This is a genomic window from Pseudomonas sp. LBUM1647 (assembly GCF_059716175.1).
The window spans coordinates 110,323-135,527 of record NZ_CP166809.1; the positions used below are offsets into that span (position 1 = coordinate 110,323).

A 25,205-nucleotide genomic window follows, 5' to 3' on the forward strand; every position below is an offset into this window, starting at 1 on the left:
CGGAAAGGTAGGTAATTACGGTAGGAAAAGACCGGTACAGCAGTACAGTTTTGTTCGGAATTTTGTCTGGCAACAGCGAGCTGACGAAACTGTGTTTGCGTCAGCTGCTATCTGTACCAATTACACCGCCAGCATGCGCCCGGTTTCTTCCAGGTTTATGTGCCAGCTCAGGGCATCGCGCAGGATATGCGGCGTATGTCCGCCGAGTGCACACGCGGCTGTGAAGTAGTTATCCAGGGCTTGGCGATAGTCCGGGTGCACGCAGTTATCGATAATGACTCGAGCGCGCTCTCGCGGTGCCAAGCCACGCAAGTCCGCCAGACCGATCTCGGTGACGAGGATGTCGACGTCATGCTCAGTGTGATCAACGTGGCTGACCATCGGCACCACGCTGGAGATCGCGCCGCCCTTGGCGATCGACTTGGTCACGAAGATCGCCAAATGCGCGTTGCGCGCAAAGTCGCCCGAGCCGCCGATGCCGTTCATCATCCGCGTGCCGCAGATGTGGGTGGAGTTGACGTTGCCGTACAAGTCGAACTCAAGCGCCGTATTGATGCCGATGATGCCGAGTCGGCGCACCACTTCCGGGTGGTTGGAAATTTCTTGCGGGCGCAGGACCAGTTTGTCCTTGTAGCGCTCAAGGTTGCCGAAAACATCGGTATTGCGACGGCTCGACAAGGTGATTGAACTGCCTGAAGCAAAGCTCAGCTTGCCGGCGTCGATCAGGTCGAAGGTCGAGTCCTGAAGCACTTCGGAGTACATCGTCAGGTCTTCGAACGGCGAGTCGATCAGCCCGCACATGACCGAGTTGGCGATGTTGCCAATCCCGGCTTGCAGCGGGCCGAGCTTGTTGGTCATGCGCCCGGCAGCCACTTCCTGTTTGAAGAAGTCGATCAGGTGGTCGGCAATGGCCTGGGTATCAACGTCCGGCGGCAGTACGGTGGACGGCGAGTCAGACTGATTGGTGATCACGATTGCGACGATCTTTTCTGGCGGAATCGGGATGGCTGTGCTGCCAATGCGATCGTCGACCTTTACCAGCGGGATCGGCGTGCGGGTCGGCCGATAGGTCGGGATATAGATGTCGTGCAGACCTTCGAGATTCGGGTTGTGCGCCAGGTTGATCTCGACGATCACCTGTTTGGCGAAAATCGCGAAGCTGGCCGAGTTACCCACCGAAGTGGTCGGCACGATATGGCCCTGCTCGGTGATGGCCACGGCCTCAATCACCGCGATGTCCGGCAGTTTTAGCTGCTGGTTGCGCAGTTGCTCCACGGTTTCCGAGAGGTGCTGGTCAATGAACATCACTTCGCCGGCATTAATGGCCTTGCGCAGGGTGCTGTCGACCTGGAACGGCATGCGTCGTGACAATACGCCGGCTTCGGTGAGCTGTTTATCGAGGTCGTTGCCCAGGCTCGCGCCGGTCATCAGGGTGATTTTCAGCGGGGTGATTTTGGCGCGTTCGGCCAGTGCGTGGGGCACGGCTTTGGCTTCGCCGGCGCGGGTGAAGCCACTCATGCCGACGGTCATGCCGTCCTGAATCAGAGCGGCAGCGTCAGCGGCGCTCATCACTTTATCCAACAACGAAGGCAAGCGAGTACGATCACGGTACATGGATTGTTATCTCGGGCAACGAAAGCAAGGTGTGCAGTCTAGTGATTTCAAAAAAATTCCTCCCGCTACCATGGTCGAATGCAGAGCCCTGATTTAGAGCCTTTGGTCGGGTTTTGGCAGGCAATAAAAAACCCCAGCCTACTAAAGGCTGAGGTTTTGGGTATTGCGCTGGAGCAGGTTTTACTCGACGGCTTTGACCATGTCTTCGATGACTTTCTTGGCGTCGCCGAAGACCATCATGGTTTTGTCGAGGTAGAACAGCTCGTTGTCCAGACCGGCATAGCCGCTGGCCATCGAGCGCTTGTTGACGATCACGGTCTTGGCTTTATAGGCCTCGAGAATCGGCATACCGGCAATCGGCGATTTTGGATCGTTCTTCGCGGCCGGGTTGACCACATCGTTGGCGCCGAGCACCAGCACCACGTCGGTCTGACCGAACTCGGAGTTGATGTCATCCATCTCGAATACCTGCTCGTAAGGCACTTCGGCCTCGGCCAACAGGACGTTCATGTGCCCTGGCATCCGACCCGCCACCGGGTGGATCGCAAACTTCACGGTCACGCCGCGATGGGTCAGCTTCTCCGCCAGTTCCATCAGTGAGTGCTGGGCGCGTGCCACCGCCAGGCCGTAGCCCGGAACGATGATGACGGTGTCGGCGTTGGTCAGCAGGAAGGTCGCGTCGTCAGCCGAACCGGATTTCACTGGACGGGCTTCTTTCGAGCCAGCAGGGCCGGCCGCATCCGCCGTGTTGCCGAACCCGCCGAGCAACACGTTGAAGAACGAACGGTTCATCGCCTTGCACATGATGTACGAGAGGATCGCACCGGACGAACCCACCAGCGAACCTGCGATGATCAGCATCGAGTTGTTCAGCGAGAAGCCGATACCCGCCGCTGCCCAGCCCGAGTAGCTGTTGAGCATCGACACCACTACCGGCATGTCTGCGCCGCCGATCGGGATGATGATCAGCACGCCCAGCACGAAGGCCATGGCCAGCATCAGCGCGAAGGCGCTGAGGTTGCCGGTCAGCATGAAGGTGATGCCCAGAGCCAGTGTCGCCAGACCCAGCAGCAGGTTCAGTTTGTGCTGGCCGCCGAACTGCACGGGTGCGCCCTGGAACAGGCGGAACTTGTACTTGCCCGACAGCTTGCCGAACGCGATCACCGAACCGGAGAAGGTGATTGCACCGATGGCCGCACCGAGGAACAGCTCCATGCGGTTACCGGCAGGAATGGAGTCACCCAGTTGCTTGACGATACCCAGCGATTGCGGTTCAACGACAGCAGCGATGGCAATGAACACCGCGGCCATACCGATCATGCTGTGCATGAAGGCGACCAGTTCCGGCATTTTGGTCATTTCAACGCGCTTGGCCATGATCGACCCGGCGGTACCGCCGACCAACAGACCTACGATGACGTAACCGATGCCAGCGGTGGCCAACTCGGCGCCCAGCTTATAGACGAGGCCCACGGTGGTGAGGATCGCCAATGCCATGCCGAGCATGCCGTACACATTGCCGCGTCGGGAGGTCGTCGGGTGTGAGAGGCCTTTGAGGGCCTGGATGAAACAGATCGACGCGATCAAGTAGAGCGTCGTTACAAGATTCATGCTCATTACTTAGGCGCCTCTTCTTTTACTGCTTTTGGGGCTTTTTTCTTGAACATCTCAAGCATCCTGCGGGTAACCAGGAAGCCACCAAATACGTTCACCGCTGCCAGAGCTACCGCCAGGGTGCCCATGGTTTTGCCCAGAGGTGTGACGGTCAACGCCGCGGCCAGCATGGCGCCGACGATCACGATCGCCGAGATCGCGTTGGTTACCGCCATCAAAGGCGTGTGCAGTGCAGGTGTAACGTTCCAGACCACGTGATAACCGACATAAATCGCCAGCACGAAGATGATCAGGTTGTAGATACCGGGGGAGATAAGCTCTTCCATCGTCTGAATCCCTGCTTAGGCGTTTTTGCGGATGACTTGGCCGTCGCGGCACATCAGGCACGCGGCGACGATGTCGTCTTCGAGGTTGATCTCGAACTGGCCTTCTTTGTTGAAGACCAGCTTCAGGAAGTCCAGCAGGTTGCGTGCGTACAGTGCCGAAGCGTCTGCCGCGACTGCGCCGGCCAGATTGGTCGGACCGCAAATGGTCACGCCATTCTCGATCACAACCTGATCAGCCACAGTCAGCGGGCAGTTACCGCCCTGGGCTGCCGCGAGGTCGATGACCACCGAGCCCGGCTTCATCTGCGCTACGGTTTCCGCGCTCAACAGCGTCGGCGCCTTGCGGCCCGGGATCAGTGCGGTGGTGATGACAATGTCGGCCTGTTTGGCGCGTTCGTGCACGGCCAGGGCCTGACGTTGCATCCAGCTGGTGGGCATTGGTCGCGCGTAACCGCCGACACCAACGGCGCATTCGCGCTCTTCATCGGTTTCGTAAGGTACGTCGACGAACTTGGCGCCGAGGGACTCGATCTGCTCTTTTACCGCAGGACGTACGTCAGACGCTTCGATCACTGCACCCAGACGTTTCGCCGTAGCGATCGCCTGCAAACCAGCCACGCCAGCGCCGAGAATCAGCACGCGAGCCGCTTTCACGGTACCCGCAGCAGTCATCAGCATCGGCATGAAGCGAGGATAGTGGTGAGCGGCCAGCAACACGGCTTTATAGCCGGCGATGTTGGCTTGAGAGGACAGCACATCCAGGCTCTGAGCGCGGGAGGTGCGCGGCGCGGCTTCCAGTGCGAAAGCGGTAATGCCGCACTCAGCCAGCTTGGCAATGATTTCATTGCTGAACGGATTGAGCATGCCCACCACAACGGTGCCGCTTTTTATCAGCGGCAGTTCGCTGTCGCTGGGGGCGACCACCTTGAGAATCAGCTCGGCACCAAACGCATCGTTGGCGCTGCCAATAATCGCGCCTGCCGCTTCATAGGCACTGTCGACAACGCTGGCGTTAATACCGGCGCCGCTTTGAACAGTGACCTTATGACCCTGGCCGATCAGCTTCTTGATGGTTTCCGGGGTTGCAGCAACCCGTGTTTCACCCGTCTGGGTTTCGAGAGGAACACCAATGTGCACGTCAAATCTCCTGCGTGATCTTATTGAGTAAACCCAGGCACTTCGGATGGTGCGGCTGGGGCGGCCGATCAGCACGATCCCGCCAAATCAGGGCGGGGCGCGGCATTTTGCAGGCGAACTTAGTGCCCTTCAAGGGTTTATGACGGGTGACGGAAAATTAACTACAAGTCACCCCGTGACCGAATGTCGCAACTGACCGGTTCAATCCCTTGCAGGCCGTGCCTTGTAAGGATTCTTGTAAAAATTGAAGAATTTACGCATCGGTCAGGTGAATGAGTCGTTATTGCTCCGCAATAGAGGCTCAAGGCCACGTTTTCAGGCTCTTGTGGGACGTTTGTACTGCTTGTCGGTACAGTCTTCGAATATGCGACAAATACTTATATCTGTAGTGCTTTGATTTTGCTGACTACGGGGTCAGCTAATAGCGCAAGGCCTTTATCCTTCTAGGCTGTAGCTCTGTGCCTGATTGACCAGCCAATCACGAAATGCCCTTAAAGAGGCCGATTCGACCTTTCGCTCGGGAATCATCAAGTAATACGCCTTGATGCTTGATAACGCCTGGGCGTTGGCAATGACCAGGCGTTTCTCGGCCAGTTCACGTTGAATCAGGAACGGTGGAATCAACGCTATTCCCATATCGTGCATGGCCGCTTGGGCAAGCATGGAGAATAGCTCGTAGCGCGGCCCTGTCATGTCTCGCGGGATATTTAGGTTTTGAGAATTGAACCACTGGCGCCAGGCATAAGGGCGAGTGGTCTGCTGCAACAGGGGCAATTCGGCGATGTCGCCGGGAGACAGGGTTGTCTTTTTCCCCATGAGATTGGGGCTGCACACCGGCATCGGATTTTCACCCATCAGCCTGTGGGATTCGGTACCTGACCAGTCCGCGTCGCCAAAATAGATCGCGGCATCGAAGTCGGTGTCGGCAAACAGGAAGGGGCGCGTTCGGTTGGTGAGGTTGACCGTCACTTCCGGGTGTTTTTGCTGGAAATCCTTGAGCCGTGGCAACAGCCATTGAGTGCCGAAGGTTGGAACCACCGCCAGCTCGATCACGTTGGCACCTTGCTGGCCCATCACTGACAAGGTGTCCCGTTCAACGGCATCGAGTTGGGTGGCCACCCGGCGGCTGTAGGAAAGACCGGCCTCCGTTAGCTTGACCCCGCGTCGCGAGCGACGGAACAGTTCTACGCTGAGGAACTCCTCAAGGCTGGCGATCTGTCGGCAAATGGCGCCTTGAGTGAGCGAAAGCTCCTGAGCCGCCTTGGTAAAACTTTCGTGGCGAGCCGCAGCTTCAAAGCTGATCAGGGCAGTTGTGCTGGGGATTTTCCTGCGCATGTACGTCAACCTCACTAATACATTGCATAAAAGCTACTTTGCGATGTTTCGGAGTGAGAAATTAGCACAACAGTATGCAAAATCCTCGTTTGCCGTAACGCCGAACCCGGCCTAGGATCAGCCCACGTTATTTGACCCGATTCGAGAGGACACACTCATGGGCGGTAAAGCTAGCTTCAACTGGATCGATCCCCTGCTGCTGGATCAACAGCTCACCGAAGAGGAACGCATGATCCGCGACACCGCTGAGCAATTCGCTCAGCAGAAGCTCGCGCCGCGTGTTCTCGAAGCTTTCCGCCATGAAAAGACCGACCCGGCAATCTTTCGCGAGATGGGCGAAATAGGTCTGTTGGGCGCAACGATCCCTGAGCAGTATGGTGGTAGCGGCTTGAACTACGTCAGCTACGGCCTGATAGCCCGTGAAGTCGAGCGCGTCGACTCCGGCTACCGCTCGATGATGAGCGTGCAGTCCTCGCTGGTCATGGTGCCGATCAATGAATTCGGTACCGAAGCCCAAAAGCAGAAGTACCTGCCGAAACTGGCTTCAGGCGAATGGATTGGTTGCTTCGGTCTGACTGAACCTAACCACGGTTCCGACCCGGGCGCGATGATTACTCGTGCGCGCAAAGTGGAAGGCGGCTACAGCCTGACCGGCAACAAGATGTGGATCACCAACAGCCCGATCGCTGATGTGTTCGTGGTCTGGGGCAAGGACGACGCTGGCGACATCCGCGGCTTCGTTCTGGAGAAAGGCTGGAAAGGCCTGAGTGCTCCTGCGATTCACGGCAAGGTTGGCCTGCGCGCATCCATCACCGGCGAGATCGTCATGGACAACGTGTTTGTCCCTGAAGAGAACATCTTCCCGGATGTCCGTGGCTTGAAAGGCCCTTTTACTTGCCTCAACTCGGCACGTTACGGCATTTCCTGGGGGGCGCTGGGCGCGGCCGAGTTTTGCTGGCACACCGCTCGCCAGTACACGCTGGATCGTCAGCAGTTCGGACGCCCGTTGGCTGCTACTCAGCTGATCCAGAAGAAGCTGGCCGACATGCAGACTGAAATCACCCTGGCGCTGCAAGGTTGCCTGCGTCTGGGTCGTATGAAAGATGAAGGTACTGCAGCGGTCGAGATCACTTCGATGATGAAGCGCAACTCCTGCGGCAAGTCCTTGGACATTGCTCGCATGGCGCGCGACATGCTGGGTGGTAACGGAATTTCCGATGAGTTCGGTGTTGCTCGCCACTTGGTCAACCTGGAAGTGGTGAATACCTATGAAGGTACGCATGACGTCCACGCACTGATCCTCGGTCGTGCTCAGACTGGCATCCAGGCGTTCTATTAATAGGAGAACGGCCATGGGCGCGCTTTCGCATCTACGGGTACTGGATTTATCGCGGGTTCTGGCCGGGCCGTGGGCCGGGCAGATCCTTGCTGACCTTGGCGCCGAAGTGATCAAGGTCGAGCGCCCGGGTAATGGCGATGACACGCGCGCCTGGGGGCCTCCCTTCCTTAAAGACGCTTATGGCGAGAACACTAGCGAGGCCGCCTATTACTTGTCGGCCAATCGCAACAAGCAATCGGTCACCATCGACTTCACTCGGCCTGAAGGGCAGAAGCTGGTGCGCGATCTGGCGGCGAAGTCGGACATCCTGATCGAGAACTTCAAGGTCGGTGGGCTGGCGGCATATGGTTTGGACTATGAGTCTCTAAAGGCGATCAATCCGAATCTGATCTATTGCTCGATTACCGGGTTTGGCCAGACAGGCCCTTACGCCAAGCGCGCGGGTTATGACTTCATGATCCAGGGACTGGGCGGTCTGATGAGTCTGACGGGGCGACCCGAAGGAGATGAGGGTGCCGGGCCGGTGAAAGTCGGCGTGGCGCTGACGGACATTTTGACCGGTCTCTATTCGACCGTGGCGATCCTTGCAGCGCTTGCGCATCGGGATCATGACGGCGGCGGTCAGCATATTGATATGGCGCTGCTGGATGTTCAGGTGGCTTGTCTGGCTAACCAGGCAATGAATTACCTGACTACGGGCAATGCTCCGAAGCGCCTGGGTAATGCTCATCCGAATATCGTGCCTTATCAGGACTTTCCTACGGCGGATGGAGACTTCATCCTCACCGTGGGTAATGACGGGCAGTTTCGCAAGTTTGCTGAAGTGGCTGGTCAGCCGCAGTGGGCAGATGATCCACGCTTTGCGACCAACAAGTTGCGGGTGGCAAATCGTGCGGTGTTGATTCCGCTTATTCGCCAGGCGACTGTGTTCAAGACGACTGCTGAGTGGGTGCTGCAGTTGGAGCAAGCAGGTGTGCCGTGCGGGCCGATCAATGATTTGGCTCAGATGTTTGCGGATCCTCAGGTTAAGGCGCGCGGGTTGGCGATCGAGCTGCCCCATGTGCTGGCCGGGATGGTGCCGCAAGTGGCGAGTCCGATTCGTCTGTCCGAAACGCCTGTGGAGTATCGCAATGCGCCTCCTCTATTAGGGGAGCATACGCTGGAGGTTCTGCAGCGGGTGTTGGGTCTGGATGCTGGTGCTGTGGCGGCATTCAAAGAAGCCGGGGTGCTCTGAGGATTTCTTCTATATAGGGGGGAGTGGTTTTACTCTCCTATATAGAGAGGAAGCGGGCTGTTTTCCGGCGTTCTGCAAGTGTTTGATAGAAAAGCGCAATTAAGGGTTGACGGCAGATTCTGGAAGTCTATAATTCGCCCCACTTCCGGCGCAGTCGAAACGGAAAACTCCTTGGTAAACAATGAGTTACGCAGTTTTCGACAGCGAGTTGCTTCAGGTCATCGAAGCCCAGAAGGAGTTGAAAGAGCGGGGTTGTTTGGCTCTTTTAACGATTCGATCTTCTCGGTCGAAAGCGGTGTAAAAGAGGTGTTGACAGCAGCGAGTAACGCTGTAGAATTCGCCTCCCGCTAACGAGAGATCGGAAGCGCAAGTGGTTGAAGTTGCAAAGGAAACTTTGAAAACTTCGAAAAATAACCGCTTGACAGCAACAGAGGCTGCTGTAGAATGCGCGCCTCGGTTGAGACGAAAGATCTTAACCAACCGCTCTTTAACAACTGAATCAAGCAATTCGTGTGGGTGCTTGTGGAGTCAGACTGATAGTCAACAAGATTATCAGCATCACAAGTTACTCCGCGAGAAATCAAAGATGTAACCAACGATTGCTGAGCCAAGTTTAGGGTTTCTTAAAAACCCAAAGATGTTTGAACTGAAGAGTTTGATCATGGCTCAGATTGAACGCTGGCGGCAGGCCTAACACATGCAAGTCGAGCGGCAGCACGGGTACTTGTACCTGGTGGCGAGCGGCGGACGGGTGAGTAATGCCTAGGAATCTGCCTGGTAGTGGGGGATAACGCTCGGAAACGGACGCTAATACCGCATACGTCCTACGGGAGAAAGCAGGGGACCTTCGGGCCTTGCGCTATCAGATGAGCCTAGGTCGGATTAGCTAGTTGGTGAGGTAATGGCTCACCAAGGCGACGATCCGTAACTGGTCTGAGAGGATGATCAGTCACACTGGAACTGAGACACGGTCCAGACTCCTACGGGAGGCAGCAGTGGGGAATATTGGACAATGGGCGAAAGCCTGATCCAGCCATGCCGCGTGTGTGAAGAAGGTCTTCGGATTGTAAAGCACTTTAAGTTGGGAGGAAGGGCATTTACCTAATACGTAAGTGTTTTGACGTTACCGACAGAATAAGCACCGGCTAACTCTGTGCCAGCAGCCGCGGTAATACAGAGGGTGCAAGCGTTAATCGGAATTACTGGGCGTAAAGCGCGCGTAGGTGGTTTGTTAAGTTGGATGTGAAATCCCCGGGCTCAACCTGGGAACTGCATTCAAAACTGACAAGCTAGAGTATGGTAGAGGGTGGTGGAATTTCCTGTGTAGCGGTGAAATGCGTAGATATAGGAAGGAACACCAGTGGCGAAGGCGACCACCTGGACTGATACTGACACTGAGGTGCGAAAGCGTGGGGAGCAAACAGGATTAGATACCCTGGTAGTCCACGCCGTAAACGATGTCAACTAGCCGTTGGGAGCCTTGAGCTCTTAGTGGCGCAGCTAACGCATTAAGTTGACCGCCTGGGGAGTACGGCCGCAAGGTTAAAACTCAAATGAATTGACGGGGGCCCGCACAAGCGGTGGAGCATGTGGTTTAATTCGAAGCAACGCGAAGAACCTTACCAGGCCTTGACATCCAATGAACTTTCCAGAGATGGATTGGTGCCTTCGGGAACATTGAGACAGGTGCTGCATGGCTGTCGTCAGCTCGTGTCGTGAGATGTTGGGTTAAGTCCCGTAACGAGCGCAACCCTTGTCCTTAGTTACCAGCACGTAATGGTGGGCACTCTAAGGAGACTGCCGGTGACAAACCGGAGGAAGGTGGGGATGACGTCAAGTCATCATGGCCCTTACGGCCTGGGCTACACACGTGCTACAATGGTCGGTACAGAGGGTTGCCAAGCCGCGAGGTGGAGCTAATCCCAGAAAACCGATCGTAGTCCGGATCGCAGTCTGCAACTCGACTGCGTGAAGTCGGAATCGCTAGTAATCGCGAATCAGAATGTCGCGGTGAATACGTTCCCGGGCCTTGTACACACCGCCCGTCACACCATGGGAGTGGGTTGCACCAGAAGTAGCTAGTCTAACCTTCGGGAGGACGGTTACCACGGTGTGATTCATGACTGGGGTGAAGTCGTAACAAGGTAGCCGTAGGGGAACCTGCGGCTGGATCACCTCCTTAATCGACGACATCAGCTGCTCCATAAGCTCCCACACGAATTGCTTGATTCATTGAAGAAGACGATAAGAAGCAGCCCGAAATTGGGTCTGTAGCTCAGTTGGTTAGAGCGCACCCCTGATAAGGGTGAGGTCGGCAGTTCGAATCTGCCCAGACCCACCAATTTTGTGTGGGAACCTGTAGAAATACGGGGCCATAGCTCAGCTGGGAGAGCGCCTGCCTTGCACGCAGGAGGTCAACGGTTCGATCCCGTTTGGCTCCACCACTAACTGCTTCTGTTGTTGAAAGCTTAGAAATGAGCATTCCATCCTGGTGATGGTGAATGTTGATTTCTAGTCTTTGGCTAGATCGTTCTTTAAAAATTTGGGTATGTGATAGAAAGATAGACTGAACGTTACTTTCACTGGTGACGGATCAGGCTAAGGTAAAATTTGTGAGTTGCTCTTTATGAGCAAGCATCGAATTTTCGGCGAATGTCGTCTTCACAGTATAACCAGATTGCTTGGGGTTATATGGTCAAGTGAAGAAGCGCATACGGTGGATGCCTTGGCAGTCAGAGGCGATGAAAGACGTGGTAGCCTGCGAAAAGCTTCGGGGAGTCGGCAAACAGACTTTGATCCGGAGATGTCTGAATGGGGGAACCCAGCCATCATAAGATGGTTATCTTAAGCTGAATACATAGGCTTAAGAGGCGAACCAGGGGAACTGAAACATCTAAGTACCCTGAGGAAAAGAAATCAACCGAGATTCCCTTAGTAGTGGCGAGCGAACGGGGACTAGCCCTTAAGTGGCTTTGAGATTAGCGGAACGTTCTGGAAAGTACGGCCATAGTGGGTGATAGCCCTGTACGCGAAAATCTCTTAGTCATGAAATCGAGTAGGACGGAGCACGAGAAACTTTGTCTGAATATGGGGGGACCATCCTCCAAGGCTAAATACTACTGACTGACCGATAGTGAACTAGTACCGTGAGGGAAAGGCGAAAAGAACCCCGGAGAGGGGAGTGAAATAGATCCTGAAACCGTATGCGTACAAGCAGTGGGAGCCCACTTTGTTGGGTGACTGCGTACCTTTTGTATAATGGGTCAGCGACTTATTTTCAGTGGCGAGCTTAACCGAATAGGGGAGGCGTAGCGAAAGCGAGTCTTAATAGGGCGTCTAGTCGCTGGGAATAGACCCGAAACCGGGCGATCTATCCATGGGCAGGTTGAAGGTTGGGTAACACTAACTGGAGGACCGAACCGACTACCGTTGAAAAGTTAGCGGATGACCTGTGGATCGGAGTGAAAGGCTAATCAAGCTCGGAGATAGCTGGTTCTCCTCGAAAGCTATTTAGGTAGCGCCTCATGTATCACTGTAGGGGGTAGAGCACTGTTTCGGCTAGGGGGTCATCCCGACTTACCAAACCGATGCAAACTCCGAATACCTACAAGTGCCGAGCATGGGAGACACACGGCGGGTGCTAACGTCCGTCGTGAAAAGGGAAACAACCCAGACCGTCAGCTAAGGTCCCAAAGTTATGGTTAAGTGGGAAACGATGTGGGAAGGCTTAGACAGCTAGGAGGTTGGCTTAGAAGCAGCCACCCTTTAAAGAAAGCGTAATAGCTCACTAGTCGAGTCGGCCTGCGCGGAAGATGTAACGGGGCTCAAACCATACACCGAAGCTACGGGTATCACTTAGGTGATGCGGTAGAGGAGCGTTCTGTAAGCCTGTGAAGGTGAGTTGAGAAGCTTGCTGGAGGTATCAGAAGTGCGAATGCTGACATGAGTAACGACAATGGGTGTGAAAAACACCCACGCCGAAAGACCAAGGTTTCCTGCGCAACGTTAATCGACGCAGGGTTAGTCGGTCCCTAAGGCGAGGCTGAAAAGCGTAGTCGATGGAAAACAGGTTAATATTCCTGTACTTCTGGTTATTGCGATGGAGGGACGGAGAAGGCTAGGCCAGCTTGGCGTTGGTTGTCCAAGTTTAAGGTGGTAGGCTGGAATCTTAGGTAAATCCGGGATTCTAAGGCCGAGAGCTGATGACGAGTTACCCTTTGGGTGACGAAGTGGTTGATGCCATGCTTCCAAGAAAAGCTTCTAAGCTTCAGGTAACCAGGAACCGTACCCCAAACCGACACAGGTGGTTGGGTAGAGAATACCAAGGCGCTTGAGAGAACTCGGGTGAAGGAACTAGGCAAAATGGCACCGTAACTTCGGGAGAAGGTGCGCCGGTGAGGGTGAAGCATTTACTGCGTAAGCCCATGCCGGTCGAAGATACCAGGCCGCTGCGACTGTTTATTAAAAACACAGCACTCTGCAAACACGAAAGTGGACGTATAGGGTGTGACGCCTGCCCGGTGCCGGAAGGTTAATTGATGGGGTTAGCTAACGCGAAGCTCTTGATCGAAGCCCCGGTAAACGGCGGCCGTAACTATAACGGTCCTAAGGTAGCGAAATTCCTTGTCGGGTAAGTTCCGACCTGCACGAATGGCGTAACGATGGCGGCGCTGTCTCCACCCGAGACTCAGTGAAATTGAAATCGCTGTGAAGATGCAGTGTATCCGCGGCTAGACGGAAAGACCCCGTGAACCTTTACTATAGCTTTGCACTGGACTTTGAATTTGCTTGTGTAGGATAGGTGGGAGGCTTTGAAGCGTGGACGCCAGTTCGCGTGGAGCCAACCTTGAAATACCACCCTGGCAACTTTGAGGTTCTAACTCAGGTCCGTTATCCGGATCGAGGACAGTGTATGGTGGGTAGTTTGACTGGGGCGGTCTCCTCCTAAAGAGTAACGGAGGAGTACGAAGGTGCGCTCAGACCGGTCGGAAATCGGTCGTAGAGTATAAAGGCAAAAGCGCGCTTGACTGCGAGACAGACACGTCGAGCAGGTACGAAAGTAGGTCTTAGTGATCCGGTGGTTCTGTATGGAAGGGCCATCGCTCAACGGATAAAAGGTACTCCGGGGATAACAGGCTGATACCGCCCAAGAGTTCATATCGACGGCGGTGTTTGGCACCTCGATGTCGGCTCATCACATCCTGGGGCTGAAGCCGGTCCCAAGGGTATGGCTGTTCGCCATTTAAAGTGGTACGCGAGCTGGGTTTAGAACGTCGTGAGACAGTTCGGTCCCTATCTGCCGTGGACGTTTGAGATTTGAGAGGGGCTGCTCCTAGTACGAGAGGACCGGAGTGGACGAACCTCTGGTGTTCCGGTTGTCACGCCAGTGGCATTGCCGGGTAGCTATGTTCGGAATAGATAACCGCTGAAAGCATCTAAGCGGGAAACTAGCCTCAAGATGAGATCTCACTGGGACCTTGAGTCCCCTGAAGGGCCGTCGAAGACTACGACGTTGATAGGTTGGGTGTGTAAGCGCTGTGAGGCGTTGAGCTAACCAATACTAATTGCCCGTGAGGCTTGACCATATAACACCCAAGCAATTTGTGAACTCGAAAGAGGCCAGATTGCGGTGTGTGAAGACGAAACGAACCGAAAGTTCGAGATACTCACAAAACACCAAACTATCGCATACCCATTCGCTGGAGCGTGATCCGTAAGGAGAACGACCTGGCTACCGAATTTCTTGACGACCATAGAGCATTGGAACCACCTGATCCCATCCCGAACTCAGCAGTGAAACGATGCATCGCCGATGGTAGTGTGGGGTTTCCCCATGTGAGAGTAGGTCATCGTCAAGATTAAATTCCGAAACCCCTATCTGCGTATGCAGGTAGGGGTTTTGTTTTAGTAGAAGTCACCAGTTTTTCTGGCACGTTACGACTGTAACGGGCTAGTCACAGAATTTCTTGACGACCATAGAGCATTGGAACCACCTGATCCCATCCCGAACTCAGCAGTGAAACGATGCATCGCCGATGGTAGTGTGGGGTTTCCCCATGTGAGAGTAGGTCATCGTCAAGATTGAATTCCGAAACCCCTGTCTGCTAACGCAGACAGGGGTTTTGTCGTTCTGGGCTAGCTAAACGCTCAGAAACGCCATCGCCAAACCAGTGGAATGTTCCCGCAGAGACAACAAAGCCAGCCCCCGGATTCAGGCGCTGGCTTTGTTGGAGTGATGAGTGATTAGAACTGGTAGCTCACTGTCGCGGCGACATTCCGTTCTTCGCCCAGGTAGCAGAAGTTCAGGCTGGCACAGGAGGCTACGTAGGACTCATTCGTCAGGTTGTTCGCATTCAAGCGAACATCCACTCCCTTCAACCCTACTTTGCCTAAGTCGTAACCAACAGACGCATCGAACAGCGTGTAGGACGGCACCTTCATGGTGTTTTCCGCGTCGGCCCAGCTATAGCCGACATATCGCACACCACCACCCAGTCGCAGACCATCGAGTGCCGCGCTGTCGAACTTATAGTCAGCCCAGAACGAAGCCATGTGCCGTGGCGCCTGGGTCGGCGAGTTGCCCTTGTTCTCGATTACGTCGGTGGCCGTGCTCAAGGTGCTGATCATCGACTTCGAGTACTCAATGTCGGTGAAGGTGTAGCTGCCGAGCACTTTAAAGTTGTCAGTCAGCTGCATGTGCGCTTCCAGTTCCAGGCCCTGGGAGCGGACAGCACCTACGGCGCGATAGAAGTTTTCCTGCGGCAGTTTGGTCGCCAGGTTTTCCTGATCAATGCGGAACAACGACGCGGTAAACAAGTTGTCGGTGCCCGGCGGTTGGTATTTCAGGCCCACTTCCCACTGAGTGCCATCGGTTGGTGCCAGGGGATTACCGGCATTGTCCGAGTAGGAGTTCGGGTTGAACGACTCGGAGTAGCTGATGTAAGGCGCAATGCCGTTATCGAACAGGTACAGCGCGCCGGCGCGACCGGTCAGCTTGGTGCGTTTGTCACTAATTTCAGTGCCTTGCGAACGCCCGGTTTCAGCCAGCCGATTCTCATCGGACGTTTCGACCCCGTCTTGGCGCAGCCCGAGCGAGAAGCGCCACTGGTCCATCTCGATCAGGTCCTGCAGGTACACGCCGGTTTGTTCCAGGCGACGCAGATAACTGGTCGGACTGTAGAATTCGATATCCGAATTTCCATACACCGGGTTGAACGCATCAATCGGTGCAAGACCACCGCTGGTCCAGTCGACCACGGTTTTGCGACGCTGGTAGTCCGCTCCCATCAGTACAGTGTGTTTGGTTGCACCGGTGAAGAACTCCGCTTGCAGCATGTTATCGACAATGAATGCATGAAGTTTCTCGTCGCCACCGGTGTAATAACGATTCAACTCATTACTGGTGGGTGTGGTCCAGCCATAGGCATAAACCTGATCCAGCTTCACTTTGGAATCGAGGTAACGGAAGTTCTGTCGTGCAGTGAAGACGTCGTTGAAGCGATGCTCGAACTGATAACCGAAGGACTGCTGATCACGCTGGAAGCCATCAATGCTCGGTTCTCCCTCGAAGAAGTGGGGGGAGATCCGATTACCATTGCGCTGATGGATTGTGCCGTCGGCCGGCACGCCACCGTGATAACCGCCGTCCGGATCGTGTTGCAGATAGGCTTGCAGGGTCAGCGAGGTGTCTTCGGTGAAATCGATGCTCACCGTAGGCGCGAGGGCGAAGCGTTTTTCTTTGTTGTGATCGAACTGTGTGTCGGACCGATCCGCCAGCCCTGTCAGGCGATAGGCGATGCGTTTGTCATCATCCACAGGGCCGCTGAAGTCGAAACCCATGCCGCGCTGACCCTGAGTGCCCGCCGTGGCTTGGACTTGGTGATAAGCCTCATACAGCGGCCTCTTGCTAGTTAGCGCCACCAGGCCGCCGGGTGAGCTGCGACCGTAGAGCACCGATGACGGCCCTTTGAGAATATCGACGCGCTCCAGGAAGTACGGGTCTACCTGCATGGTGCTGTAGGTGCCACTGTCCCCCATGGACTTCAAGCCATCCAGATAGATGTTATCCACCGAACCATCGTTGAAGCCGCGCAGCGCCACGTAGTCATAGCGGTGGGTTGCGCCGTAAGGGTTGGTCAGCACGCCGGGGGTGTAACGCATGGCCTGGGACACGGTTTGCGAACCTTGATCGTCCATTTGCTCACGGGTTACCACAGAGACACTTTGCGAAGTTTCCAGCAACGCGGTACTGGTCTTGGTGGCGATCTGGCTATGCGTCGCGTTGTAGCCGTCCATGCTGCCCAGCGCATTGCCGAGGGCAAAGCCTTTGATGTCGGTAGTGGGCAATGCCAGCGCTTCGGTTTCGGCGACCGGGCGCAACACGTAGCTGCTGCCATCCTGACTCATGGCCTCCAAACCCGAACCGCTGAGCAAACGTCGCAGTGCCTGATCCGCCGAATATTCGCCCTGCACGCCTGGTGACTGAAGGCCCCCGGTTTGCGAAGGCGTCGTCGACAAGGTAATCCCCGCCTGACGCGCAAACTGGTTGAGCACATCGCTCAATGGGCCTGCGGCAATGTTGTAACGGTGGCTGCTGACTTCGCTGCCCGCTGCCGCTACGCCCAGTGTCGGCAACACGCCGACACCCAGCGCGGTAGAGAACAGCGCAGCGCGTACGGCGTAGCGCAGGACGCCTGAATCGGAGGTGAAATGAAGAGGGTTCTTACTGGTGGCGCGCACAGTCATTGTAGGTTTCCGTAGGAAGTCGCTGAGGTCAGGATTGAAGTGCTTACTGACTAAGCCGGACTTGCCCGGAAAACCCGCCAAAAATAATTCAGGCCTGTCGCTCCAGCGTCACCCACCAGCGAGTGCGATAGCGCAGTTGCACCGGCAGGGTTTGCGGCAGGATGGCCAGCAACCTGTCGGTGTTCTCCAGTCGGAAAACCCCGGACAGCCGCAAGTCGGCAATGTCCGCTGAGCACGTCAGATACCCGTGGCGATAGCGTCCGACTTCATCAAGGAAATCCCCCAGCCGCATATTGCGAGTCACGATCAGCCCGTCGACCCAAGCGCCTGCATCCATGTTCAGCGGTGGCGCCAACCTCGCCTGGTGATGATCGATCAGGTAACTCTGCCCGGCCTGCACCTGGGTCGGTGTGCCATCGGCGGCAAGTGGTGAATGTATGAGGACCATGCCGCCGGTAACACTGAGCCGCGTGCAGTCGCCGTCCTGCCGCAGGATGAAACGTGCCCCCACGCCTTCATACACACCCTGGCGACTTTGCACCCGCAGCGGTCGATCAAACGAAGATCCTTCGTCGATCCCGCCGCACGTCACGATGATCTCGCCGCGAGTCAGTTTGATCAGCCGCTGCTGCGCGTTGTAATCCAGATCCACGGCACTGGCGGTGTTGAGTTCCAGTCGTGTGCCGTCGGGCAATTGGAAACCGCGCCGTTCGCCCGTGGCGGTGGCGAAATCGGCGGACCACTGTTGCCAACCCACTGCATCTTTGCCCAGCCACGCCGCCGACCCCATCAGCAACGCCCCCGACAGCAGCTTCAAGGCCTGGCGGCGTCCCAGTCCCTGAGCGCTGTTTTCCAACGTGTTGAAGGCCACTTGAGCACCGGGCACTGCCCGCAGGTTGCTGCTCAACTCGGCTTGCAGCGACTGCACCCGTTGCCAGGCCAGTTCGTGTTCATGGTGTTCGGCCCGCCAGACCTCGCATTGCTGACGTAGCCTGGCATTAGCCGAGTTGTTACGCAGACGCAGCAGCCAATGGATGGCTTGTTTGACCGCCTGCTGATGCGGTTCACCGCGCCGATTCAGCGACAAGTTATCCACAGGCATCACGTTTCATACCGAAGCACGTAGCAGTGATACAGCGCGTCGGCCACATAGCGTTCCACCGAACGCAGAGACAAGCCCATCTGCTCGGCGATGTGCTTGTGGGTAAGCCCTTCGCACTGCGCCAGCAGAAACGCCTGACGCACTTTCGGCTTCAGGCCTTCGAGCATGCGGGCGATGCTTTCCAGCAACTCAAGCACTAATGCCCGCGATTCGACGCTCGGGGTTTCGGACTCGGGTAAATGGGCGATGGTTTCCAGGTAGGCGCGTTCGATTTCTTCACGGCGCCAAAGGTCGATCACCAGCCCACGGGCGATCGTTCGCAGAAAGGCGCGGGGAGCCTTGAGTTCCAGGCGTTCGGTTCTGTGCAGCAGACGCACAAACGTGTCCTGAGCCAGATCCGCCGCATCGGCTGCATTACCCAAACGCGCGCGCAGCCACGTGTTGAGCCAACCGTGATGGCTACTGTAAAGCGCCTGTACTGCAAACTCAGGTGAGGACATGAACGCGACAGCCCGGACGTCACAAATGATAATTAATCGCATTGTCATCAAGGGTTGGGGAATTTGCAACTGCCGTACGAACAACCGTCATCACAAAAAGATTGAGCAGGCGCTCTGGCACGCCGTTCGGCGGGTATCTGACAGGAATGCCGACCATTTCGTACAAACGCCTAAGTTTTCTTCGGTTTGTGCCGACAGCCTGATGAGACATGCGTGCACCAAAGTAGAGCGGCCCCAGAGCCCTGCCTGCGCTGTTACATGGAATGTTGCAACCCGGAACGCATCCCCACTTTTTGCATAAGAAGTCCCATGAAATGAATCTCAAATTCAGCCATAAAATCCTTCTGGCCGCCTCTGGCGTCGTGGTGTTGGCTTTTGCGTTGTTCACTTTGTACAACGACTATCTGCAGCGAAACACCATCCGCCAAAACCTCGAATCGAGCGTCCAGCAGGCCGGCGATCTGACCGCCAGCAGCGTGCAGAACTGGATGAGCGGCCGCGTGCTGGTGCTGGAAAACCTCGCGCAAAACGTCGCCCATCAAGGCGCCAATGCCGACCTCCCGGGGCTGGTCAATCAACCGGCCCTGACCTCGAACTTCCAGTTCACCTACGTGGGCCAGGCCAACGGCGTGTTTACTCAGCGCCCGGACGCGAAGATGCCTGACGGTTACGATCCGCGTCAGCGCCCCTGGTACAAACAAGCCGTGGCTGCCGACAAAACCATGCTGACCCCGCCTTACATGGCCGCCGTCGGTGGCCTGGTGGTGACCATCGCCCTGCCGGTGAAAAAGAACGGCGAGTTACTCGGCGTGGTCGGTGGTGACCTGAGCCTGGAAACGCTGGTGAAGATCATCAATTCGGTGGACTTCGGTGGCATCGGCCACGCATTCCTGGTCAGTGCCGATGGCCAGGTGATCGTCAGCCCGGACAAAGACCAGGTGATGAAAAACCTGAAGGACATCTACCCGAACGCCGGCGTGCGCATCGAGAAAGGCAATCAGGAAGTCATTCTGAACAAGCAGGACCGTATCCTTTCGTTCACGCCGGTCAGTGGTTTGCCGAATGCCGAGTGGTACATCGGTCTGTCGGTCGACAAGGACAAGGCCTACGCACCACTCAGCCAGTTCCGCACTTCTGCACTGATCGCGATGTTCATCGCCGTGACGGCCATTGCCGTGCTGCTGAGCCTGCTGATCAACGTGCTGATGCGTCCGCTGACCACCATGGGCCGTGCGATGCAGGACATCGCTCAAGGTGAGGGCGACCTGACCCGACGTCTGGCTGTGGAAAGCAAGGACGAGTTCGGTGAGCTGGGCGGTTCGTTCAATCAGTTCGTGGAACGAATTCACGCGTCGATTTCCGAAGTGTCGTCGGCAACCCGCCAGGTTCACGACCTATCGCAACGGGTGATGGCTTCGTCCAACGCCTCGATCGTCGGTTCCGACGAGCAAAGCGCCCGCACCAACAGTGTGGCCGCGGCGATCAACCAGTTGGGCGCCGCCACCCAGGAAATCGCCCGCAATGCCGCCGATGCTTCCCAGCATGCCAGCGGTGCGAGCGAGCAGGCCGATGACGGTCGTCAGGTGGTGGAGAAAACCATTCTGGCGATGACCGAGTTGTCGCAGAAAATCAGCCTGTCCTGCACGCAGATCGAAACACTGAACGCCAGCACCGACAACATTGGGCACATTCTGGATGTGATCAAAGGCATCTCCCAGCAGACCAACTTGCTCGCGCTCAACGCGGCCATCGAAGCGGCCCGCGCTGGTGAAGCCGGTCGTGGTTTTGCGGTGGTGGCGGACGAGGTACGTAACCTCGCTCACCGTACTCAGGAATCGGCGGAGGAGATCCACAAGATGATCACCTCGCTGCAGATCGGTTCGCGCGAAGCGGTGACCACGATGAACGCCAGTCAGGTCTCCAGCGAGCAGAGCGTCGAAGTGGCGAACCAGGCCGGTCTGCGACTGGTCAGCGTGACCCAGCGCATCGGCGAAATCGACGGCATGAACCAGTCGGTGGCCGCGGCGACCGAAGAGCAAACGGCGGTCGTGGAAACCCTCAATGTCGACGTCAACCAGATCAACCTGCTGAACCAGCAGAGTGTGGCCAACCTCAATGAAACGTTGAAGGATTGCGATGCGTTGTCCCTGCAGGCGAACCGGTTGAAGCAGTTGGTCGATAGCTTCAAAATCTGATTCAGGTCAGTTGGACCGCGTTATCGTTCAATCGCGAGCAAGCTCGCTCCCACAGGGGTTCTCAGTCGCTCACAAATATTGTGATCACTGAAAATCAATGTGGGAGCGAGCTTGCTCGCGATAGCGGTGGATTTGTCACCGCTGAACCAAAGCCTTACGCAAACAGCTTCAGCACATTGCTCATCGAGTCATCGGCAAAGCCCTGAACGAAATCCTTGAACCCCGGCAATGCCTCGGCGCCGTCCTGTGCGGGTTCGGCGATGATGGTCCAGGTCGCCCGCGACTGACCTGCCCCCAGCGGTTCAACACTCATCGCCGCCCACAAGTTGGCCACGCCCAAGGTGTTGTAAATCGTGGTCCAGGTCATGTTCAACGCCTGGTCATCCCGGGAGTTGAGTTGCTCGACCACCAGGTTGCCGTCCTTGAAGAATTTCTTGCGCAGGGACGACACGCCTTCGCCGGTCATCTCGATGTGCGACAGCGCCGGAATGAATTGATCGAAGCCGGCAAAGTTGCCGACCACCGCCCAGACCTTCTTGGCATCGGCCGGCACTTCCACCGAGGACACCACGTGGCAGCCTTGAGGGTTTTTGATCAGGGTATCGGGTTGTAGGGCTTTCATGGTTTTGCTCCGGTTGAGTGAGTCAGATGAAGTTGATTTCTTTGAGGTAGTCGCAGCCGCGACGCAGCAGCGCCGGGGATTTTTCCGGGTAATGCGCGCCCATCTGCCGCACGCCCGCTTGGGCGTTGGCGTGGCCGATCATTGAGATGTCGCCGATGTCTTCCTCGAAGCCGTTGAGGTAGAAACCGAGCACGCCGAACAACGCGTTGTCGCTGTCGACCCGACCCAATTGCTGCTGCCAGTCGGCGACGCTGACCATGGAAAACTCCCGACCCGCCTCACGAAATGATGCGACGTAGGCATCCCAGCTCAGAGGCTCGGGGTTGTGCAGGTTGAACACCGCTTTTTCGGGTGAATAACGGCTGGCATGGAAGGCGATGAACCGGGCGAGAAAGTCCACCGGCATCAGGTCGAAATTCAACGCGAACTCCGGCACCTGGCCGAGCTGGATCGAGCCTTTGAGCATCAGCATCAAGCGGTTTTTGTGCGGCTGGCAGACGCCCGTGAGGCTGTTGAAACTGATGTTGCCAGGGCGATAAAGATTGACCCGTACGCCACGTTCGCGAGCCCGTTCGAGGATCCGCTCACCGACCCATTTGGACAGGTTGTAGCCGTTCTTGATGTAGATCGGCGGGGTTTGCGCGGCGGGCAGTTCCAGCACCCGGCCATCGGCGGCAATCGTGCTGGAGGCCGAAAGCGTCGAGACGAAGTTGAAGATCTTTTTGCTGCGCCCTTCGCACAACCGAAGGCACTCGAAAATCGGCTCGACGTTGTCCCGCGCCAGCGACTCGTAATCGAGTACGTGATTGACGTTGGCGGCGTTGTGCACCAACGCACCGAACTGCCGATCCAGTCGCTCGTAAACATCCGCTTCGAGCCCCAATGACGGACGCGTAATGTCCGCCGCATAAACCCGCACTCGACTAAGGTCCAGATGCTCCAGGCGGTTTTCTCGCAACGCATGGGCAAACCGCTCGGCCGCCGATTGCCCACCGCCATCGCGCACCAGGCAGGCGACTTCGCTCGCGCCCCAGGCGAGCAATGCTTCGACGACGTGCACGCCGACAAAGCTGTTGGCGCCGGTAACGATCACCTTGTGCACATCGCCCATGCGGTTGACTGGCAACGGCTGGATATCCAGTTCGCGGAAAGCATCGGCCAAGGCCTTTTCGCTCAATACTTCTTCAGTACCGGAACCGCGCACCAAGGTTGCCAACTTCGCGATGGTCGGCAATTCGATGAAGCGGTTGATCGAGATACTGCGACCGAACTCTTCACGCAAACGCAAGAGCATGCGCGACAGCAGGATCGAGTGGCCGCCCAGGTTGAAGAAACTTTCGTCGGTGGAAATATCGCTGGCCGGCAGCTCCAGCAGCTCGGCCCAGATCTCCAGCAGCAGCGCCTCGTCGGCACTGACGGGCAAACGCCGCAACGTGTTTTCGGAGACATTCACGGGCATTGCCAGCAGCGCCTTGCGGTCGACCTTGCCGTTGCTGGCGAACGGCATGCTCGGTAGTTCGGTCCACGCTGTGGGCTGCATGTAATCCGGCAGAAACTGCATCGAGTGGGCTTTCAGCGCTTCGCGACTGGTGCCGGGTTGATCCTCCTGAGGCTGCGCGAGGAAGGCCAGAATCCGTCGATGGCTGTCGATGACCACTGCCACCTGGCGGTACAACTGACTGTCGCGCAGGCAGCGTTCGATCTCTTCCGGCTCGACGCGAAAGCCGCGAATCTTCACCTGATTGTCCCGCCGTCCGCACAGCTCGATGCTGTCGCCGGTCCACTTCGCCATGTCGCCGGTGCGGTAGGCGCGCAGGCTCTGGCCATTCGGCAGGCTCAGGTTCAGATAACGTTCGGCGGTCTGCTGCGGGTCGTTCAGGTAGCCCAGGCACACCCCAGGCCCGACGATGTACAACTCACCGACGGTTTGCTCGGCCACCGGTTGGAAATCCTCGTCGAGAATCAGCACCTGACTGTTAGCGATTGGCGCGCCGAGGGTGCGATTGCTGTCGCCGGTGCGCAGTTGCCGCGCGGTGATCAACACCGTCGCTTCGGTAGGGCCATAGAGGTTGTAGAGGTTGCCCTGACGGCTGAGCTGCTCGATGACGTAGGGTTCGCAGACATCGCCGCCGGTCATCACGTGATCGAGGCAGTGCAATTGATCCAGCGGCAGGATGCTCAACAACGCCGGCGGCAAAAAGGCGTGGCTCAGTTGCTGATGGCGGATCAGCTCGACCAGTTGCAACGGATCGCGGCGCTGATCGTCGCCGGGCACGATCAGTTCGGCGCCCTGGAGCAGGGTCGGGAAGATATCGATCAGCGACGAGTCGAAACTCAACGATGAAAACTGCAGAACCCGGCTCTGTTCGGTCAGCTGCACATAGTCGGCGTACCACGCGGTGAAGTGCGCGAGGTTGGCCTGACTGAGCAACACGCCTTTGGGATGGCCGGTGGTGCCCGAGGTATAGAGCGCCATGCACGGCGCATCTGGATCGGGTCGTTGGCGCATCAAGGGTTGATCGAGATCCACGTCACCGATGTCGATGCGGCTGATGTCGAGTCCCGGCATTTGCGCCGCGAGCGGATGCTCACCGTCATGCAGCAGCAACACTGCCCCGGCGTTTTCCAGGATGTACTGCTGGCGTTGCAGAGGATGGCTCGGCTCCAGCGGCAGGTACACCGCGCCACTGCCAAGAATCGCGAGAATCCCCGCATACAACGCGCTGCATTTTGGCAGGCAGACCCCGATCACCAACGGCCCGTGATGCTGAGCGAGCAACGGCTGCAAACGCTGCTGGATGGCGCGGCTGTGGGCGTGCAAATGCCGATAGCTCAGGGACGTGCCGGCAATGTTCAGCGCGGGTCGTTCGGCACACTGGATGAAGCGCTGCTCAAGTCGCTCGATCATCGGGATTTGGCTGAGCTCCAGCAGCGCGGGTGCCGTCGTGAGATTGAGCCGATGGAAAAACGCGAGGTTCTCCAAGTAGAGCAAGTTTTCCACGTACTCGAAGCGAGCGGGAGCAGCAGGGGCGGTCAGCAGAAAATAGTCGGCATCGCGAGAGAGCCGGCTGACCAGCAGCGCCACGTGATCGACCAGTTCTGCCACTGCCCGCAGGCGCAATGCCTGGCCGTTGCCCGAAGGTTCGTCGGTGATCGGCACGCGAGTGAACAGCGTTGAACCGTACGTGCACAGCAAGTCCAGCGGCGGCAGGCCAGAAATCCCAGGCACACCGATGCCCAGTTGCAGCGTCAGTCGCGGTGCATCGCCGACGTCTTGAACAGGCAGGCTGGCGTCGTCGATCAGCAAATCAGCGTTACCCAACGGCTGCTCGTCGACGGCTGTCAGGCGCACCAGAGAGTGACCGTGTTGTTCAAGTTCCAGCGCCAGGTCGGTCAAGGCCTGGCTGTGTCCAATGAGCAGAATGTCGAGACGTCTCATGAT

At 56.9% G+C, this 25,205-nt stretch carries 13 protein-coding genes, 2 tRNA genes and 4 rRNA genes; 9 read left to right on the forward strand and 10 right to left on the reverse strand.

What is annotated here, in order from left to right; genetic code table 11:
* Window positions 1-120: 120 nt before the first annotated feature.
* The 5 genes from scpC to ACA059_RS00575 form a co-directional block, all read right to left on the reverse strand.
* Window positions 121-1,614 (reverse strand): succinyl-CoA:acetate CoA-transferase ScpC, encoded by a 1,494-nt coding sequence (scpC, locus tag ACA059_RS00555; RefSeq protein ID WP_497632300.1) that lies wholly within the window; start codon window positions 1,612-1,614, stop codon window positions 121-123.
* A 180-nt stretch (window positions 1,615-1,794) separates the two neighbouring features.
* Window positions 1,795-3,231, reverse strand: coding sequence for an NAD(P)(+) transhydrogenase (Re/Si-specific) subunit beta (locus tag ACA059_RS00560; RefSeq protein WP_497632302.1), 1,437 nt, complete (start codon window positions 3,229-3,231; stop codon window positions 1,795-1,797).
* On the reverse strand, window positions 3,231-3,554 hold the full coding sequence (locus tag ACA059_RS00565) for an NAD(P) transhydrogenase subunit alpha part 2 (protein WP_003187010.1): 324 nt from the start codon (window positions 3,552-3,554) through the stop codon (window positions 3,231-3,233). The genes ACA059_RS00560 and ACA059_RS00565 overlap by 1 nt, the downstream gene beginning before the upstream one ends.
* A 15-nt stretch (window positions 3,555-3,569) precedes the next feature.
* Window positions 3,570-4,691 (reverse strand): Re/Si-specific NAD(P)(+) transhydrogenase subunit alpha, encoded by a 1,122-nt coding sequence (locus ACA059_RS00570; protein ID WP_497632303.1) that lies wholly within the window; start codon window positions 4,689-4,691, stop codon window positions 3,570-3,572.
* 435 nt (window positions 4,692-5,126) lie between these two features.
* Entirely contained in the window at window positions 5,127-6,026 is a 900-nt protein-coding gene (locus ACA059_RS00575) for a LysR family transcriptional regulator (RefSeq protein WP_201184411.1), read from the reverse strand.
* 157 nt (window positions 6,027-6,183) lie between these two features.
* Here ACA059_RS00575 and ACA059_RS00580 point away from each other — a divergent pair, with 157 nt between their 5' ends.
* The 8 genes from ACA059_RS00580 to rrf (ACA059_RS00615) all read left to right on the forward strand — a co-directional run bounded on the left by ACA059_RS00580 (window position 6,184) and on the right by rrf (ACA059_RS00615) (window position 14,680).
* Window positions 6,184-7,365, forward strand: a complete 1,182-nt coding sequence (locus ACA059_RS00580; protein WP_123369330.1) for an acyl-CoA dehydrogenase — start codon at window positions 6,184-6,186, stop codon at window positions 7,363-7,365.
* A gap of 13 nt (window positions 7,366-7,378) precedes the next feature.
* Window positions 7,379-8,599 (forward strand): CaiB/BaiF CoA transferase family protein, encoded by a 1,221-nt coding sequence (locus ACA059_RS00585; RefSeq protein ID WP_123369329.1) that lies wholly within the window; start codon window positions 7,379-7,381, stop codon window positions 8,597-8,599.
* A 643-nt stretch (window positions 8,600-9,242) separates the two neighbouring features.
* Window positions 9,243-10,781: ribosomal RNA gene (locus tag ACA059_RS00590) — 16S ribosomal RNA — on the forward strand.
* Window positions 10,782-10,863: 82 nt separating this feature from the next.
* Window positions 10,864-10,940, forward strand: a tRNA-Ile gene (locus tag ACA059_RS00595).
* Window positions 10,941-10,967: 27 nt separating this feature from the next.
* Window positions 10,968-11,043: transfer RNA gene (locus ACA059_RS00600), tRNA-Ala, on the forward strand.
* Window positions 11,044-11,292: 249 nt separating this feature from the next.
* A 23S ribosomal RNA gene (locus ACA059_RS00605) occupies window positions 11,293-14,184 on the forward strand.
* A 157-nt stretch (window positions 14,185-14,341) separates the two neighbouring features.
* Window positions 14,342-14,457 (forward strand): 5S ribosomal RNA (gene rrf, locus ACA059_RS00610).
* A gap of 107 nt (window positions 14,458-14,564) precedes the next feature.
* Window positions 14,565-14,680, forward strand: a 5S ribosomal RNA gene (rrf, locus tag ACA059_RS00615).
* The 16S, 23S and 5S rRNA genes sit together here with 2 tRNA genes alongside, the layout of an rRNA operon.
* A 162-nt stretch (window positions 14,681-14,842) precedes the next feature.
* Here rrf (ACA059_RS00615) and ACA059_RS00620 read toward each other — a convergent pair.
* The 3 genes from ACA059_RS00620 to ACA059_RS00630 form a co-directional block, all read right to left on the reverse strand.
* Window positions 14,843-17,344, reverse strand: coding sequence for a TonB-dependent siderophore receptor (locus ACA059_RS00620; protein ID WP_497632304.1), 2,502 nt, complete (start codon window positions 17,342-17,344; stop codon window positions 14,843-14,845).
* Window positions 17,345-17,432: 88 nt separating this feature from the next.
* Window positions 17,433-18,446, reverse strand: a complete 1,014-nt coding sequence (locus tag ACA059_RS00625; RefSeq protein WP_497632305.1) for a FecR domain-containing protein — start codon at window positions 18,444-18,446, stop codon at window positions 17,433-17,435.
* Complete coding sequence (locus ACA059_RS00630; RefSeq protein ID WP_497632306.1) at window positions 18,446-18,946, reverse strand: sigma-70 family RNA polymerase sigma factor; 501 nt, start codon at window positions 18,944-18,946, stop codon at window positions 18,446-18,448. Before ACA059_RS00630 ends, ACA059_RS00625 begins: the two co-directional genes overlap by 1 nt.
* A gap of 314 nt (window positions 18,947-19,260) precedes the next feature.
* Here ACA059_RS00630 and ACA059_RS00635 point away from each other — a divergent pair, with 314 nt between their 5' ends.
* Complete coding sequence (locus ACA059_RS00635; protein WP_497632307.1) at window positions 19,261-21,141, forward strand: methyl-accepting chemotaxis protein; 1,881 nt, start codon at window positions 19,261-19,263, stop codon at window positions 21,139-21,141.
* Window positions 21,142-21,295: 154 nt separating this feature from the next.
* Here ACA059_RS00635 and ACA059_RS00640 read toward each other — a convergent pair whose 3' ends face one another.
* Together ACA059_RS00640 and ACA059_RS00645 are read right to left on the reverse strand one after the other, a co-directional pair.
* Window positions 21,296-21,763, reverse strand: coding sequence for an SRPBCC family protein (locus ACA059_RS00640; protein ID WP_497632308.1), 468 nt, complete (start codon window positions 21,761-21,763; stop codon window positions 21,296-21,298).
* Window positions 21,764-21,785: 22 nt separating this feature from the next.
* A complete protein-coding gene (locus ACA059_RS00645; RefSeq protein WP_497632309.1) occupies window positions 21,786-25,202 on the reverse strand; it encodes an amino acid adenylation domain-containing protein in 3,417 nt (1,138 codons plus the stop codon).
* Window positions 25,203-25,205 lie beyond the last annotated feature (3 nt).

What these genes read in the sequence shown, in the direction of transcription:
- ACA059_RS00575 (WP_201184411.1), bottom strand. Translation starts at nt 6,026, where the DNA reads ATGCGCAGGAAAATCCCCAGCACAACTGCCCTGATCAGCTTTGAAGCT.
- ACA059_RS00640 (WP_497632308.1), bottom strand. Translation starts at nt 21,763, where the DNA reads ATGAAAGCCCTACAACCCGATACCCTGATCAAAAACCCTCAAGGCTGC.
- ACA059_RS00585 (WP_123369329.1), top strand. Translation starts at nt 7,379, where the DNA reads ATGGGCGCGCTTTCGCATCTACGGGTACTGGATTTATCGCGGGTTCTG.
- ACA059_RS00580 (WP_123369330.1), top strand. Translation starts at nt 6,184, where the DNA reads ATGGGCGGTAAAGCTAGCTTCAACTGGATCGATCCCCTGCTGCTGGAT.
- ACA059_RS00565 (WP_003187010.1), bottom strand. Translation starts at nt 3,554, where the DNA reads ATGGAAGAGCTTATCTCCCCCGGTATCTACAACCTGATCATCTTCGTG.
- ACA059_RS00645 (WP_497632309.1), bottom strand. Translation starts at nt 25,202, where the DNA reads ATGAGACGTCTCGACATTCTGCTCATTGGACACAGCCAGGCCTTGACC.
- ACA059_RS00630 (WP_497632306.1), bottom strand. Translation starts at nt 18,946, where the DNA reads ATGTCCTCACCTGAGTTTGCAGTACAGGCGCTTTACAGTAGCCATCAC.
- ACA059_RS00635 (WP_497632307.1), top strand. Translation starts at nt 19,261, where the DNA reads ATGAATCTCAAATTCAGCCATAAAATCCTTCTGGCCGCCTCTGGCGTC.
- ACA059_RS00620 (WP_497632304.1), bottom strand. Translation starts at nt 17,344, where the DNA reads ATGACTGTGCGCGCCACCAGTAAGAACCCTCTTCATTTCACCTCCGAT.
- scpC (WP_497632300.1), bottom strand. Translation starts at nt 1,614, where the DNA reads ATGTACCGTGATCGTACTCGCTTGCCTTCGTTGTTGGATAAAGTGATG.
- ACA059_RS00625 (WP_497632305.1), bottom strand. Translation starts at nt 18,446, where the DNA reads ATGCCTGTGGATAACTTGTCGCTGAATCGGCGCGGTGAACCGCATCAG.
- ACA059_RS00560 (WP_497632302.1), bottom strand. Translation starts at nt 3,231, where the DNA reads ATGAGCATGAATCTTGTAACGACGCTCTACTTGATCGCGTCGATCTGT.